Source organism: Ruminococcus sp. 1001136sp1 (genome assembly GCF_039841815.1).
GTDB lineage: Bacteria > Bacillota > Clostridia > Lachnospirales > Lachnospiraceae > Blautia_A > Blautia_A faecis.
This window is the reverse complement of record NZ_JBDPGY010000013.1, coordinates 106565-121555: the sequence shown is the minus strand read 5'-3', so window position 1 is coordinate 121555 and position 14991 is coordinate 106565. Positions and strand designations below refer to the sequence as shown.

11 protein-coding genes are annotated in these 14991 nt (G+C 44.2%); 3 read left to right on the top strand and 8 right to left on the bottom strand.

Annotated elements, in window-relative coordinates; genetic code table 11:
* Positions 1 to 107: 107 nt before the first annotated feature.
* The 4 genes from ABHC48_RS13150 to ABHC48_RS13135 all read right to left on the bottom strand — a co-directional run bounded on the left by ABHC48_RS13150 (position 108) and on the right by ABHC48_RS13135 (position 4200).
* Positions 108 to 458 carry a type II toxin-antitoxin system PemK/MazF family toxin gene (locus ABHC48_RS13150; RefSeq protein ID WP_021926628.1) on the bottom strand — a complete coding sequence of 117 codons (351 nt, stop codon included), beginning with the start codon at positions 456 to 458 and terminating at the stop codon, positions 108 to 110.
* 211 nt (positions 459 to 669) lie between these two features.
* Complete coding sequence (gene alr / locus ABHC48_RS13145) at positions 670 to 1836, bottom strand: alanine racemase (protein WP_195699387.1); 1167 nt, start codon at positions 1834 to 1836, stop codon at positions 670 to 672.
* Positions 1837 to 1910: 74 nt separating this feature from the next.
* Positions 1911 to 3467, bottom strand: coding sequence for an NAD(P)H-hydrate dehydratase (locus tag ABHC48_RS13140; protein ID WP_195699386.1), 1557 nt, complete (start codon positions 3465 to 3467; stop codon positions 1911 to 1913).
* 79 nt (positions 3468 to 3546) lie between these two features.
* A complete protein-coding gene (locus ABHC48_RS13135; RefSeq protein WP_173715574.1) occupies positions 3547 to 4200 on the bottom strand; it encodes a redox-sensing transcriptional repressor Rex in 654 nt (217 codons plus the stop codon).
* 278 nt (positions 4201 to 4478) lie between these two features.
* On the opposite strand from ABHC48_RS13135, the gene ABHC48_RS13130 reads away from it, so the two are divergent.
* Positions 4479 to 6392: an ABC-F family ATP-binding cassette domain-containing protein gene (locus ABHC48_RS13130; RefSeq protein WP_118578407.1), complete on the top strand. Its 1914-nt coding sequence runs from the start codon at positions 4479 to 4481 to the stop codon at positions 6390 to 6392.
* 152 nt (positions 6393 to 6544) lie between these two features.
* Here ABHC48_RS13130 and ABHC48_RS13125 read toward each other — a convergent pair whose 3' ends face one another.
* From ABHC48_RS13125 to ABHC48_RS13115, 3 genes are all read right to left on the bottom strand, one after another.
* A complete protein-coding gene (locus ABHC48_RS13125; RefSeq protein WP_118578408.1) occupies positions 6545 to 7750 on the bottom strand; it encodes an NADP-dependent isocitrate dehydrogenase in 1206 nt (401 codons plus the stop codon).
* Between the two features lie 54 nt (positions 7751 to 7804).
* Complete coding sequence (locus tag ABHC48_RS13120) at positions 7805 to 9196, bottom strand: 2-isopropylmalate synthase (RefSeq protein ID WP_118578409.1); 1392 nt, start codon at positions 9194 to 9196, stop codon at positions 7805 to 7807.
* 176 nt (positions 9197 to 9372) lie between these two features.
* A complete protein-coding gene (locus ABHC48_RS13115) occupies positions 9373 to 10209 on the bottom strand; it encodes a S8 family peptidase (RefSeq protein WP_195699385.1) in 837 nt (278 codons plus the stop codon).
* 241 nt (positions 10210 to 10450) lie between these two features.
* Between ABHC48_RS13115 and ABHC48_RS13110 the strand changes: the two genes are divergently transcribed.
* Positions 10451 to 11737 (top strand): chloride channel protein, encoded by a 1287-nt coding sequence (locus ABHC48_RS13110; protein WP_187565678.1) that lies wholly within the window; start codon positions 10451 to 10453, stop codon positions 11735 to 11737.
* Positions 11738 to 11921: 184 nt separating this feature from the next.
* Entirely contained in the window at positions 11922 to 13298 is a 1377-nt protein-coding gene (locus ABHC48_RS13105) for an NCS2 family permease (protein ID WP_173773234.1), read from the top strand.
* A gap of 228 nt (positions 13299 to 13526) precedes the next feature.
* Here the strand turns inward: ABHC48_RS13105 and eno are convergent, their stop codons facing one another.
* On the bottom strand, positions 13527 to 14825 hold the full coding sequence (gene eno, locus ABHC48_RS13100; RefSeq protein WP_195699384.1) for a phosphopyruvate hydratase: 1299 nt from the start codon (positions 14823 to 14825) through the stop codon (positions 13527 to 13529).
* Positions 14826 to 14991 lie beyond the last annotated feature (166 nt).

Sequence of the window (14991 nt, the reverse complement as noted above, 5' to 3'; positions counted from 1 at the left end):
TAACGAAAACATACTGCTGCTTCCTTATTCCACAGCAGCACGAATGTGCAATTGCGGCAGTCAATGCCGCTGAGACTTTACAACTATATCACTAAAGTTTCTTTTCGTCAAGAGAATGTAAGCTCCAGGCTGATTTCAAGAGCATGGTTCACCTTGTCAAGCATAGGACCATCCAGGTGACATACTTTATCTTTTAATCTTCTCTTGTCAATGGTGCGAAGCTGTTCTAACAAAATTACAGAATCTTTTTCAATTCCATAGGCCGATGCATCAATCTCAATATGGGTGGGCAGCTTCGCCTTGTTCATTTTGGATGTAATCGCTGCGCAGATCACGGTAGGACTGTGTCTGTTGCCTACATCATTCTGAATAATAAGTACCGGTCGGATGCCTCCCTGCTCGCTTCCCACCACGGGCCGAAGATCCGCATAAAAAATATCCCCTCTTTTAATTACCACACAATTCACACTCCGTTTTACTTTTACTTTTCTGAAAATAAGTATTTCCAACTTTTTTCATGTGTATACATGTGTGGTATTTTTCCCGCAATTCGTTACGGGTTCTTATAAAAGCCGGTAACGGAACCCTTTCCGTCTATATTGTTCTTACCTGACGCATACCTGCAAAAGGCTTTCCAAAGGATACGCGTCACAATTTGTCTGGGTATGCTCAGTCAAAATATGTCAGCTCGCCGCACTCTTTCCCATCGCGGATATAGATTCTTGGCACACGTTTGCTGATATTACATACAAATTCATAAGAAAAACGGCCGGACAGATCTCCCAGTGTATCTGCACTGATAACCTCATCCCCATCTTTTCCAAGCAGTGTCACTTCATCCCCTGTCTTTACATCCGGGATTTCTGTCACATCTACCATAAACTGATCCATACAGACTCTGCCACAGATCGGCGCTTTTTTTCCATGAATCAGAACCCAGCCTTTATTAGAAAGCATTCTTGGGTATCCATCTGCATATCCAACAGGAATCGTCGCCATCTTTGTAACATGATCTGTCGTGTAGGTTCCACCGTAGCTTACCTGAACCCCCGGCTCCACATCTTTCACGTAGGAAACATGACTCTTTAGGGACATTACAGGTTTCAGCATTACAATGTCTTTTTCCACTTCCTCAGAGGGATAAATTCCATAAATGGTAATTCCGGCACGGACAATGTTCAGGTTGGCTTCCGGTACACGGATTATTCCGGCACTATTAGAACAATGATGCAGTGGAATATGGATTCCATTTTTTTCCAGAAGATCCGAAAAATCAAGATATCGTTTCAGCTGAACCATTGCCGGGGTGCGGTCGTATTCATCTGCTCTTGCAAAATGAGTGAATAAACCTTCAATTTCCACATTGGGAAGAGCTGCAATCCTGCGGATTTCCTCCAGACTCTCCTCTCTGTCCTTAAATCCGATCCTGGTCATGCCTGTATCCGCAGCCAGATGGATCAGACCTTTTTTGCCCGCTGCTTCAGCAGCTTTGTTAAATTTCCTGGCAGTCTCATAATCACAGACGGCCATGCGCACATCATTTTCGGCAAGTTTCTTATAATATTCTTCAAATACCAGCCCCAGGATCAGAATCGGTCTTGTGATCCCGGCTTTTCGAAGCTGTAATGCCTCCTGGGCTGTAGCCGCAGCAAATCCCCATATATAATCAAATTCCTCAAGCATTCTCGCAATAGGTACTGCACCGTGACCATATGCGTCTGCTTTGATCACTGCGATGATCTTTGTTCCCTCTTTTATGTTCTTCTTCATCTGTTCAAAATTATATCTGATTGCATCAAGAGAAATCAATGCTTTGATTCTGCTGTATTTTTCCATAACATTTTCCTCGATTTTCTAAATTTATCAGAGCATGCCTCAAAAGGCGTTCTGCAAAATGTACGTCACAATTCTCATACTTTACTTTGAACTTCTGCCAGTTTCAAAACTTCCGGCAGGGCTTCGATCATATCCTTCGCCGTCATGCCGTGAGATCCTTTTTTCTCTCTGGCAATATCACCGCAAAGACCGTGAATATACACTGCCATGGCAGCTTTATAGGAAAGTTCCTGTTCTTCCTCACAACTTAAATACATGCAGAGAACAGCTGCGATAATACCGGAAAGTACATCTCCGCTTCCTGCTGTGGCCATTCCCGAATTACCAGAAAGATTCAGATACAGCTTTTCATTCCGGTCAGTCACTACTGTACATGCGTCTTTCAGTACCAGAACACCGCTACTTTTCTCTGCATACTGATAAGCACGTGCTACAGGGTCTTCCTTTAGTTCTGATACATCCAAGCCGCAAAGACGGCTCATCTCGCCCATGTGGGGTGTGAGAATGGTCTGTTCCCCTATGAATTTCATCCACTGTGGATGCATTGCCAGAATATTCAGACCATCTGCATCCAGTATAACAGGCTTTCCTGCTTTTGCTCCGTTTTCCAGGAACCAAAGCATTCTTTCCTTTCCTGAGCCTTCAGTTCCAAGTCCTGGACCGATCACCAGCACATCACACCAGTTTAAATTTTTCTTATTGGCTTCCTCATCAAATTCGCTGGTCAGCATTGCCTCAGGCAAAAGGCTCTGTAAAGGAATCCGGTTCTCTTCCACAGTCTGGATCTTCACCATCCCGGCACCTCCATGAAGTGCTGCACTGGCACTCAGACAGGCTGCTCCGCACATTCCCTTCGAACCCGCCACAAGAAGAACCTTGCCAAATGTTCCTTTATTTCCCCATGGTTTTCTTGCCGGAAGAGTTTTCATATCAGATTTTTCTATATGCCAGGCAGCCTTGCTTGCAAGCTCACTGCCATCACGGTCCCGGTCATAAATTCCAATATCCGCCACCACAGTTCTGCCAGCATAAGCTCTTCCCGGATATAGACAAAGCCCACGTTTTTTATACGCAAATGTTACGGTAAGATCTGCCTCAAAAGCAGTTCCAAGAACAGCTCCCGTATCTCCATGAATGCCAGACGGAATATCCACCGCTGCTTTATATGCAGGAGCTTCATTCATATGGTCAATTATCTCTTTGTAATTCCCGGTAATCTCCCTGGAAAGTCCAACGCCGAAAATTCCGTCTACTATAACAGTATATTCATCCCATACAGGGTTATTCATTACCGGTACCTGGTAGCACATGGCAATGTCCCACTGGTGTCGGGTTTCTTCTGTCATTTTATCCAGATTTCCTGCAAGATAAATCTCAGAACGGATCCCTGCCAGATGCAGAAGTCTTGCAATGGCAATGCCGTCACCTCCGTTATTGCCAGATCCGCAGACGGTCAGAATCCGTTCTTTTTTCAAATTTCCAGAACCGTTTTTCTTTTCCAGATATTTCCGGATCTCTTCTGCTGTGGCAAGTGCTGCCCTCTCCATGAGAACCAGTGAGGGAACATGCATATTATGAATGGTGCCATGGTCAAGCAGCTTCATCTGACTGCAGGTTACAACTTTTTTCATAAGACCACTCCTAATGCAAAACTGCCGCCCGGTCTCCTGTAAATCCTTCAGCGAGACAAGCAGCAGTCCTCTTTGACTTTTATTCTTTGTTTTCTTTATGTTCGTTACGATACTGGCTTAAGTTGTAAGACAGAGCCATCAGGCTCTCGGACAGATGAACATTCTCCACGATCACATCCTCCGGGGCGTCAAGATCTGTATGGGCAAAATTCCAGATTGCCTTGATTCCATTGTCAATAAGAACCTTCGCCATCTCCTTGGCCTTATTCTTCGGCAGGGTTAAAATAGCAATCTCCACCTGATTCTCCCTGATAAATTCCGGGAGACTGTTGATCATCCGAATCTCAATCCCGCGAACGGAAATTCCCTCCAGAACCGGGTTTATATCAAAAATTCCAACCAGACGGAAGCCACGTTTTTCGAAGTCTCCATAATTGGCAAGTGCCTGTCCCAGATTACCTGCGCCCAGGATGATCATGGGATGAATGGTGTCCAATCCCAGTATTTTACCAATTTCTGTATAAAGATATTCTACATTATATCCATATCCCTGCTGTCCAAAACCGCCAAAATTATTTAAGTCCTGTCGGATCTGTGAAGCAGTCACATGCATTTTTTTACTCAGGTCGTTGGAAGATATACGTTCCACCTTCTCTTCCATCAGCTCCCCCAGATAGCGATAATATCTTGGCAATCTCTTAATTACCGCCTTTGAGATCTCTTTTGCATCCAAAATGTTCCCCTCCTTGTTTCCGCTGCCTGTATTTTTCCGCTAAAAACGCATCGCGGAACATTACCTGTAAACGGCAGCCCGCGTAACACTATGTCAATTATACCGAAATGTTATTTTCTTGTCAATTAAAGTTGTGCAGAATTACAAATTTTTGCAAATTTTTTTGTGATTTGACAATTATTCTTTCAAAAAATAAATTTTTCAAGTATAATATACTATTGAACATTCTAATAATGCTGTTTCTGTGTATACAGAACCGCCTTTTTAAGGAGGAACTTATGATTTTATCATGTCAGAGCATCTGCAAATCTTTTGGGGAAAAGGTGATCCTGCAGGATGCTTCTTTTCACATAGAAGAACGGGAAAAGGCCGCTCTCATCGGCAATAACGGTGCGGGGAAAACAACTCTTCTTCGTATTATCATGGAGGAGATTTCCGCGGATTCCGGTCAGGTGGTCATTGCCAAGGATAAGAAGATCGGTTATCTGGCCCAGTACCAGGATATCCACGGTCATCACACCATTTACGAAGAACTGATGACCACCAAGCAGTACATTTTGGATATGGAGGACAAGATCCGTTCTCTGGAGCAGGAAATGAAATACGTAGCAGGAGACAAACTTGAGAGCCTGATGAACAGCTACACCCGCCTGACTCACCAGTTTGAGCTGGAAAACGGCTACGCTTATAAAAGTGAAATCGTAGGTGTTTTAAAAGGTCTTGGATTTGAAGAAGAAGACTACGGCAAACAGATTGAGAACCTTTCCGGAGGTCAGAAAACCCGGGTTGCACTTGGCAAGCTTCTGATTTCCAAACCGGATATTCTCCTTCTGGACGAGCCTACCAACCATCTGGATATGGAGAGCATTGCATGGCTTGAGACCTATCTTCTCAACTACCCGGGTGCTGTATTTATCGTTTCCCATGACCGTTATTTTCTGGACAAGGTAGTTACCAAGATCGTGGAGATCGAGGCTGCCCAGATGAGAATGTACGAAGGCAACTATTCCGCTTATGCCCTGAAAAAAGCGCAGCTGCGTGACGCCCAGTACAAGGCTTACCTGAACCAGCAAAGAGAGATCAAACATCAGGAGGCTGTTATCACCAAGCTCCGCTCCTTTAACCGCGAGAAATCCATTAAGCGTGCTGAGAGCCGTGTAAAAATGCTGGACAAAATCCAGCGCATTGAGAAACCAATTGAAATTGATAACCAGATGCGTATTTCCCTGGAACCACGTTTTATCAGTGGAAATGATGTACTTACTGTAGAAGGACTTTCCAAGGCTTTCCCGGGACAGACTTTGTTTACAGATATTAATTTTGAAATCAAACGTGGGGAGCGTGTTGCCCTGATTGGCAACAATGGTACTGGTAAGACCACAATTTTGAAGATTCTCAATGGAATTGTGGATGCTGATGCAGGACGCTTTGCCTTGGGTTCCAAGGTTCAGATCGGATACTATGATCAGGAACACCATGTTCTGCATATGGAGAAAACTATTTTCCAGGAGATATCAGACACATATCCGACTCTCACTGAGACTGAAATCCGCAATATGCTGGCTGCTTTTCTTTTTACAGGAGATGATGTGTTTAAGCTGATCTCCTCTCTCTCTGGTGGTGAACGTGGCCGTGTTTCCCTGGCGAAGCTGATGCTCTCAGAAGCCAACTTCCTGATACTGGATGAGCCTACCAACCATCTGGATATTGCATCCAAGGAGATTCTGGAGGAAGCACTGAACAGCTACACAGGAACTGTCCTCTACGTTTCCCATGACCGTTATTTTATTAACCAGACTGCTACCCGCATTATGGATCTGACCAACCAGGCCATTGTCAATTATATCGGTGATTATGATTACTACCTGGAAAAGAAGGAGGAGATGACCCGGATTTATGCTCCTGTTCAGGAGACCGCCGCTCAGGAAGTTAAGGAAAACGTCTCTGAAACCAAACTCACCTGGCAGCAGCAGAAAGAGGAACAGGCTCTGAAGAGAAAACGGGAAAATGAGCTGAAGAAAGTGGAAGCACGGATTGAAGAACTGGAAACAAGGGATAAAGAAATTGATGAAACCATGGTTCTGCCAGATATCTGTACGAATGTGGCAGAATGCACGAAGCTCAGCCGGGAAAAAGCTGCTATAGCAGAAGAACTGGAAGGACTTTATGAAAAATGGGAGGAGCTGGCATAAATTACCAGTAACCTGTTCTTTTGAGCCTTACATTTCATATTTATTTCAAAAACAGGAACGAATTTCGAATATAAATATCCGAAACCGTTCCTGTTTTTTATAACAATATTAACATTTTTACTTTAAACAACTTATTAAAGCTGTCTGTTTTATTACATGGCCTCAAGCTTCTCTCTGATTGCAAGAATAAACTCGCGGCTGTTAAGGACTTTTACATCTTTTAAAGAAGTAATCAGTGCCAGGTCTTTGGTCATCTGTCCGCCTTCGATAGTGGAAAGGGTTGCTTTCTCCAGTTTATCTGCGAACTCTATAAGCTCCTGATTCTGATCCAACTCACCCCTTTTTCGCAGAGCACCGGTCCAGGCGAAGATTGTTGCTACAGAGTTGGTAGAGGTCTCCTCTCCTTTCAGATGACGATAGTAATGTCTCTGTACAGTTCCGTGAGCCGCCTCATACTCATAATATCCATCCGGAGAAACCAGTACAGAAGTCATCATTGCCAGAGAACCAAATGCAGAGGAAATCATGTCACTCATAACATCCCCGTCATAGTTCTTACAGCCCCAGATAAATCCACCTTCTGCTTTCATTACACGGGCTACTACATCATCGATCAGACTATAGAAGAAAGTAATGCCTGCGGCCTCAAATTTTTCCTTAAACTCAGCTTCATAAATATTATGGAAAATTTCTTTAAATTTGCCATCGTATGTTTTGGAAATGGTATCCTTGCCGCCAAACCACAGATCCTGTTTCGTATCTAAGGCATAATTAAAGCAGCATCTTGCAAAGCTGGTAATGGATTTGTCCAGGTTATGAACACCCTGGATCACGCCTGGAGTATCAAAGTGATGGATCAGCTCCGTTCTCTCCTCGCCGTCTTCTCCTTTGAATACCAGCATAGCATCTCCTGGTTTGTCAATGTACATCTCGGCATTCTTATATACATCGCCGTAAGCATGACGGGCAATGGTGATAGGTTTCTTCCAGTTCTTCACACATGGCTCGATTCCCTTTACCACAATGGGAGCACGAAAAACAGTTCCATCCAGGATTGCACGAATAGTTCCGTTAGGGCTTTTGTACATTTTTTTCAGATTATACTCAGACATTCTGGCTTTATTCGGGGTAATGGTGGCACATTTAACAGCAACTCCGTATTTCTTGGTGGCTTCCGCTGCATCTATGGTTACCTGGTCATCAGTCTCATTTCTGTATTCCAGTCCAAGATCATAGTATTCTGTCTTCAGATCAATAAAAGGAAGAAGAAGCTCATCCTTGATCAACTGCCACAGAATTCTGGTCATCTCGTCCCCATCCATCTCAACAAGAGGGGTCTGCATTTGAATTTTACCCATTATTACCTCCTAGTATATGTTTTGTGGTAACTGTGAACTATGTCCGCAGCAACCCTATTTTAACGTAATTCCAAGTCTCTGGCAAGTCTCTGCTACAATTGCTTCAAGTTCTGTATCGCAAAGCACAGTAACACGGCCATCCTCATACTGCTGGTCAACCCAGGACTTGATCATCTTTACAAGCTCGCTGTTCTTATCAACCTTCTGGTCGCCCTTCAGGCGATAATGGCTGTCGATCCAGTGTGCGATTCCGGCAGCTCCGGAAGTATTGGAAACGGCAACCTCAACCGGGCGGTTCAGGAATTTCTCGGTATCAAATACATTATAGATTTCCTCATTTTTCAGAAGTCCGTCGGCGTGGATACCAGCTCTTGTTACATTGAAGTTCTTTCCAACGAAGGGAGTTCTTTCCGGTATGTGGTAGCCAATCTCTTTCTCATAGTACTCAGCAAGCTCTGTGATAACCGTTGTATCCATACCACCAAGGTTTCCGCGAAGCTGTGCATATTCAAATACCATTGCCTCAAGAGGTGTATTTCCGGTACGCTCTCCGATACCAAACAAAGAAGTATTAACACCACACGCACCATACAGCCATGCTGTTGTGGAGTTGCTGACTGCCTTATAGAAGTCGTTATGTCCATGCCACTCGATCAGTTCAGAAGGAACGCCTGCATGAACCATAATACCATAAATAATACCAGGTACAGAACGAGGGATCACGGCACCAGGATAGTTAACACCGTAGCCCATGGTATCACAGCAGCGAACCTTAACCGGAATGCCGTACTGCTGGCGAAGCTTCATCAGCTCAAGGCAGAATGGGATAACATAGCCATAAATATCAGCTCGTGTAATGTCTTCAAGATGGCAACGGACAGAAACACCGATTTCCAGACATTCTTTTACAATGCTTAAATAATGCTCCATCGCCTGTTTACGTGTCATTTTCATCTTATAAAAAATATGATAATCGGAACAGCTTACCAGGATACCGGTCTCTCTCATACCCATATCGCGGACAAGCTGGAAGTCCTTCTTATTTGCACGGATCCAGCTGGTAACCTCAGGGAACTCATAGCCTCTCTCCATACATTTCTCAACAGCATCACGGTCTTTCTTACTGTAAAGGAAAAATTCAGAAGCACGAATCCTTCCTTCCGGTCCGCCCAGCTTATGAAGGTAATCATAAATCCTTACGATCTGCTCAGTGCTGTATGGTGCTCTGGACTGCTGGCCATCACGGAATGTCGTGTCGGTGATCCAGATATCATCTGGCATATGATGTGGAACAACTCGGTCGTTGAATGCAATTTTCGGTACTTCAGAATATGGAAAAAGATTTCGGAATACATTGGGAGTTGCAACATCCACAAGCGGATACATATGCTCCTCTAACTGAAGCAGGTTTGTGTGGCGATTCATAGAAACACGTCTGTTTTCCATAGATATTTCCTCCTCATCTCTTGGAACTCTTGCTGTCCATTTTACTCACTTAAAGCGACTTCGTCAAGTGCTTTTATACTGTAAAGTGATAATTCTTTATCAAAGTTTGTGTATTCTTTTTCGTACATTTCTTCAAATCACTTAAGCAGAAATCCTTTTCACACAATTGGCTGCTTTTACATTTTCAGAAACTTTCTGCGGTTAAATTTCCCCCACCCTTGCAGGTTTTGAGGCAGTCCCATATCCTCTGCGCTATTCATCAGCATAGTTTTGATATCCGTATTGGTAAGTGCAGGATTTTTTTCCAAAGCACAAGCAATAGCACCTGTCACCAGAGGCGTAGACATAGAGGTGCCGCTTTTCACACCATAAGAATAAGGTTTTCCAGGCACGCAGGACATGATCTTATTTCCAGGCGCCACAATATCCGGCTTGCACACGCATTCCGCCGTTGGTCCTCTCCCTGAAATAGCACTGCGCCCTTCCAACAAATCGCTGGAGCCCACTGTGATCACTTTTTTGCTGCTTCCCGGAGCTGTGATACTGCCCGGCCTTGGTCCCTGGTTTCCGGCAGCTGTGACCACTACCACTCCTTCATCCCACAGTTGCTCCACACTTTCCAGAAGCCTGGCATGGTTTCTTTTTGAGTTACAGGTAGTTCCCACAGAAATATTTACCACCCGGATCCTGTACTGCTGCCTGTATTCCCGAATCCACCGAAGAGCCCGAAGCACGTCATCCTGACTGCCCGTTCCATAACGGTCAAGCACCTTCAGGGCAATGATTCCGCAGCCTGGTGCTGCGCCTCTGTATTTTCCCATGGAAGCAGTGCCATCTCCTGCCACCAGCCCGGCTACATGGGTGCCATGTCCATTATCGTCATAAGGCCGCCTTTTAAAAGCCAGGAAATCATAAAAAGCCCAGATCCTGCCAGTAAAATCTATATGCTCATAAATCCCGGTATCCAGAATACACACACCGATTCCTTTTCCGGTATAAAAGGATTTTTCCATTATTTTCCCCGATAAAAAGAAACTTATAATAAATTATGTTTCCATTTTCCAATCTGCTTTAAAATTATAGACAATTTTTGAAATTCTCAAAAATTTTTGTCGCTTTTTCTGAGCGTATATAGTATAATGAAAATACGCATAAATTCGTATTTATAAAAGGAATTTTCCAGTAATATCAAACAATTATTTCAGGTGACAAAATGGAGTAAGTCACAACTATACATGAGAGGACGAAAATACTATGGAAAAAGACAACAGGCAGACTCCGGAGGACAAATTTCGCTATTACTCCGGAGCTATCAGACGTGACATGGGGAACCTGCTTAAGTGGCTGCTTCTGGCAGTGGTGGTAGGATGTATAGCGGGAGCTTTCAGTACTTTATTTTCTTTTGTGCTGAAGGCAGTGACCGGTTACCGCAAGGCACATCTGTGGACCTTTTTTCTCTTGCCCCTGTTCGGACTTTGCATCGTATTTCTTTATGAAAAATTCGGAAAAGACGATGGCGGCACGAATCAAGTCCTTTCTACAGTCCGTTCCCAGGATGATGTGCCCTGGAGATCCGGTCCGCTGATTTTTATTTCGACTGCATTGACACATCTTGCCGGTGGTTCAGCAGGACGTGAGGGTGCAGCTATTCAGCTGGGTGGCAGCATTGCCAATCTTCTTGGCAGATGGATCCATCTCGATGAGGAAGACCGTCATGTGATCGTTATGTGTGGTATGAGTGCTGCTTTCTCTGCACTATTTGGCACACCAATGGCTGCAGCTGTTTTTTCCTTGGAAGTGGTCAGTGTAGGGGTTATGTATTATACAGCTCTTATGCCCTGTATGATCGCATCTTTGATCGCATCCCGTTTTGCGGCTGGTATGGGCGTTACGCCGGAAGCTTTTCACGTAGTAAATATTCCTGCACTTTCTCTGGAAACAGGGCTGAAAATGGGCGTTGTAGCCCTTGGATGTGCAGTGATCAGTATTGTCTTCTGTATTATTTTAAACGAGACAGCCAGATTCTACGGCCGGTTTTTTTCTAATAAATATGCACGGGTAGTGGCCGGTGCCGTTCTGGTTATTTTTATTACACTGATTCTTGGAACTACGGATTACATGGGAGCCGGTGCTGAGCTTATTGAGAAAGCAGTGGAGACCGGAGACACCGATTATATGGCTTTCTTCTGGAAAATGCTCCTTACCGCACTGACTATGAAGGCTGGTTTTCGCGGAGGCGAAATCGTTCCGTCTTTCTGCGTAGGCGCCACTTTCGGATGCATGGCAGGACAGCTGATAGGGCTTTCTCCCTCCCTTTGCGCAGCCTGCGGAATGGCTGCTGTTTTCTGTGGTGTGACGAACTGCCCGATTACTTCTATTCTGATTGCCTTTGAAATGTTTGGCTTTAAGGGAGTGTCCTTCTATCTGATCGCCGTTTCTATCAGCTATGCGGCTTCTGGATATTATGGACTGTATAAAGATCAGACAATTGTATATTCTAAATACAAAGCCAAATATATAAACAAACACACAAAGATGTGACAAGCCCTGAAATGATAATATTCATTTTGCAGAGATTTTTTCGAAGCTCTATCCTCTGTCAAATGTTCACTACCTGAAATTTGCAGGAATCCGCGTTGCGGGCGTGGCAAAGCAACATCCAAAACATTCCTGTAAAATATAAAAAACGGCACACAAGCTGCCGTAAAAAGAAGGGGGTACATTTATGAACCTTGAAAAACTTTTTCACCTGAAGGAAAACCACACTGACGTGAAGACCGAAATCATGGCCGGTATTACCACATTCATGACCATGGCTTACATCCTCGCTGTCAATCCCAACATCCTTTCCGCTGCCGGAATGGACCGCGGTGCAGTCTTTACTGCTACTGCACTTTCATCCTTCATTGCAACCTGCCTGATGGCACTGTTATCCAATTACCCGTTTGTCCTGGCACCCGGTATGGGACTGAATGCATACTTTGCATATACCGTAGTTCTTGGAATGGGTTATTCCTGGCAGCAGGCTCTGGTTGCTGTATTTGTGGAAGGTATCATCTTTATCCTGCTTTCCCTTACCAATGTACGTGAAGCAATCTTTAACTCCATTCCTATGACACTGAAACACGCAGTTTCTGTTGGAATTGGCCTTTTCATCGCATTTATTGGTCTGCAGAATGCAAAGATCGTTGTAAACAATGATTCCACACTGGTAAGCATGTTCTCCTTTAAGGGCTCCATGTCAGATGGTTCTTTCAATTATCTTGGAATCACTGTTCTTCTTGCCCTGATTGGCGTACTGGTTACCGGCATACTTCTTGTAAAGAATGTAAAAGGCGGTATCCTGTGGGGCATCCTTATTACATGGGCGCTTGGAATCCTCTGTCAGTTTGTGGGACTTTATGTTCCAAATCCGGATGCAGGTTTCTACAGTCTTCTCCCGGATTTTTCCAATGGAATTTCCGTACCGAGTATGGCTCCTACCTTTATGAAAATGGATTTCGCAGGAGTTTTCTCACTTGACTTTATCGTTATCATGTTTGCATTCTTATTTGTAGATATGTTTGATACTCTGGGAACTCTGATCGGTGTTGCTTCCAAGGCAGACATGCTGGACAAAGACGGTAAGCTTCCAAAAATCAAAGGTGCTCTTCTTTCCGATGCTGTTGGTACTACTGTAGGTGCTATGTGTGGTACTTCTACTGTTACCACGTTTGTTGAGAGCGCTTCTGGTGTTGCAGAGGGCGGACGTACAGGTCTTACTTCACTTGTTTCCGCTATTTTGTTCGCACTTTCCCTGTTCCTTTCCCCGATCTTCCTGGCGATTCCTTCCTTCGCCACAGCTCCGGCTCTGATCGTGGTTGGATTCCTTATGCTGACCTCTGTTACCAAGATCGACTTTGACGACCTTACAGAAGCGATTCCGGCATTTATCGCAATCATTGCAATGCCGTTCCTGTACAGCATTTCCGAAGGTATTGCACTTGGTGTTATCTCTTATGTTATCATCAACGTCTGTACCGGAAAAGCTAAGGACAAAAAGATCAGCCCGCTTATGTATGCACTGGCTGTTATCTTTGTTCTGAAATATGTATTCCTGTAATAACAGAATGAAATAATTGTACGGTTTGCAGTAACATTATTCACGGAATATCACCTGTAAATCGCAATAAATAATCCTAAAAATCCCCCTGCCATGGAACCACGCTTTCCTGGCAGGGGAATCTTTCTATAACACTACTTAAGGGGGTATAAGGTAGATTACATCTGTGAAATCATCTCGTAAATCTGTTACTGTTCACTTTGCAGTCAGTAACCGCTTTGCGGAACATTAGCGTTTTACATTGAATGCGCTCATTCCCGGATATACTGCTGCATTTCCAAGCTCTTCCTCGATGCGGAGCAGCTGATTGTATTTTGCAACACGCTCTGTTCTGGACGGAGCACCGGTCTTGATCTGGCAGGTATTTAATGCTACTGCAAGGTCAGCAATCGTAGTATCCTCTGTCTCGCCTGAACGATGGGAAGAAATTGCTGTATAACCAGCCTTATGAGCCATCTTGATTGCCTCAAGAGTCTCTGATACAGATCCGATCTGGTTCAGCTTGATTAGGATGGAATTGCCGCATCCAAGAGAAATACCTTTGGAAAGTCTCTCTGTATTTGTTACAAACAGGTCATCACCTACCAGCTGCACTTTATCTCCCAGTTCTTTGGTAAGCTTCTTCCATCCTTCCCAGTCTTCCTCATCAAGCGCATCCTCGATGGAGATGATCGGATACTTGTCAACCAGTTTTTTCCAGTGGTCGATCAGCTCGTCAGATGTGTAAACAGTACCGGCCTTTGGAAGCTTGTACTCGCCAAGTTTACCAGTCTTCCACTCAGAAGAAGCTGCGTCCATAGCGATCATAAAATCTTTTCCTGGATCATAGCCTGCATTCTTAACAGCCTCAAGAATTGTCTCAATTGCTTCTTCATCAGATTTCAGAGCTGGTGCAAAACCACCCTCATCACCAACAGATGTTGCAAGTCCTCTTGATTTCAGAATAGCTGCAAGAGCATGGAAAACTTCTGCACACCATCTTAAGCACTCTTTGAAGCTTTGTGCTCCAACTGGCATGATCATAAACTCCTGCACATCAAGTCCTGAGGAAAGTGCATGGCAGCCGCCGTTTACAATGTTCATCATCGGTACTGGCATACGGTTTCCGGAAATACCACCGAGGAAACGATAAAGCGGGATATCAAGGGATGTTGCAGCTGCACGGCAGCATGCGATGGAAACAGCCAGGATTGCATTTGCACCAAAGTTTGATTTGTCCTTGGTTCCATCTGCCTTTATCATGGCTTTGTCGATGGCGTATATGTCAGATGCATCCATTCCTGAAATTACCTCGTTGATGGATGTGTTAATGTTCTCTACGGCTTTTGTGACACCTTTTCCAAGGTATCTGCCCTTATCATTATCTCTAAGCTCCAGAGCCTCAAATTCGCCTGTAGAAGCACCGCTGGGAGCAGCTCCCCTGCCGATAGTTCCATCTACCAGATAAACCTCCGCTTCTACTGTGGGATTTCCTCTGGAATCCATAATTTCTCTTCCAATAACTTTCTCAATTTCTAAGTAATCCATGGTATGTATACTCCTTTCATTTTCAAAGGAACTCCTTTTATTATGCCAGCGGTCTTTCTGCCATAATAAAGGAGTCCAAATGATTTACACTGTTAGGTTAGCTATTCCTAACTATATTGATTAGTATACGCTAACCATCATGGGATTGCAAGAAGATTACATGATA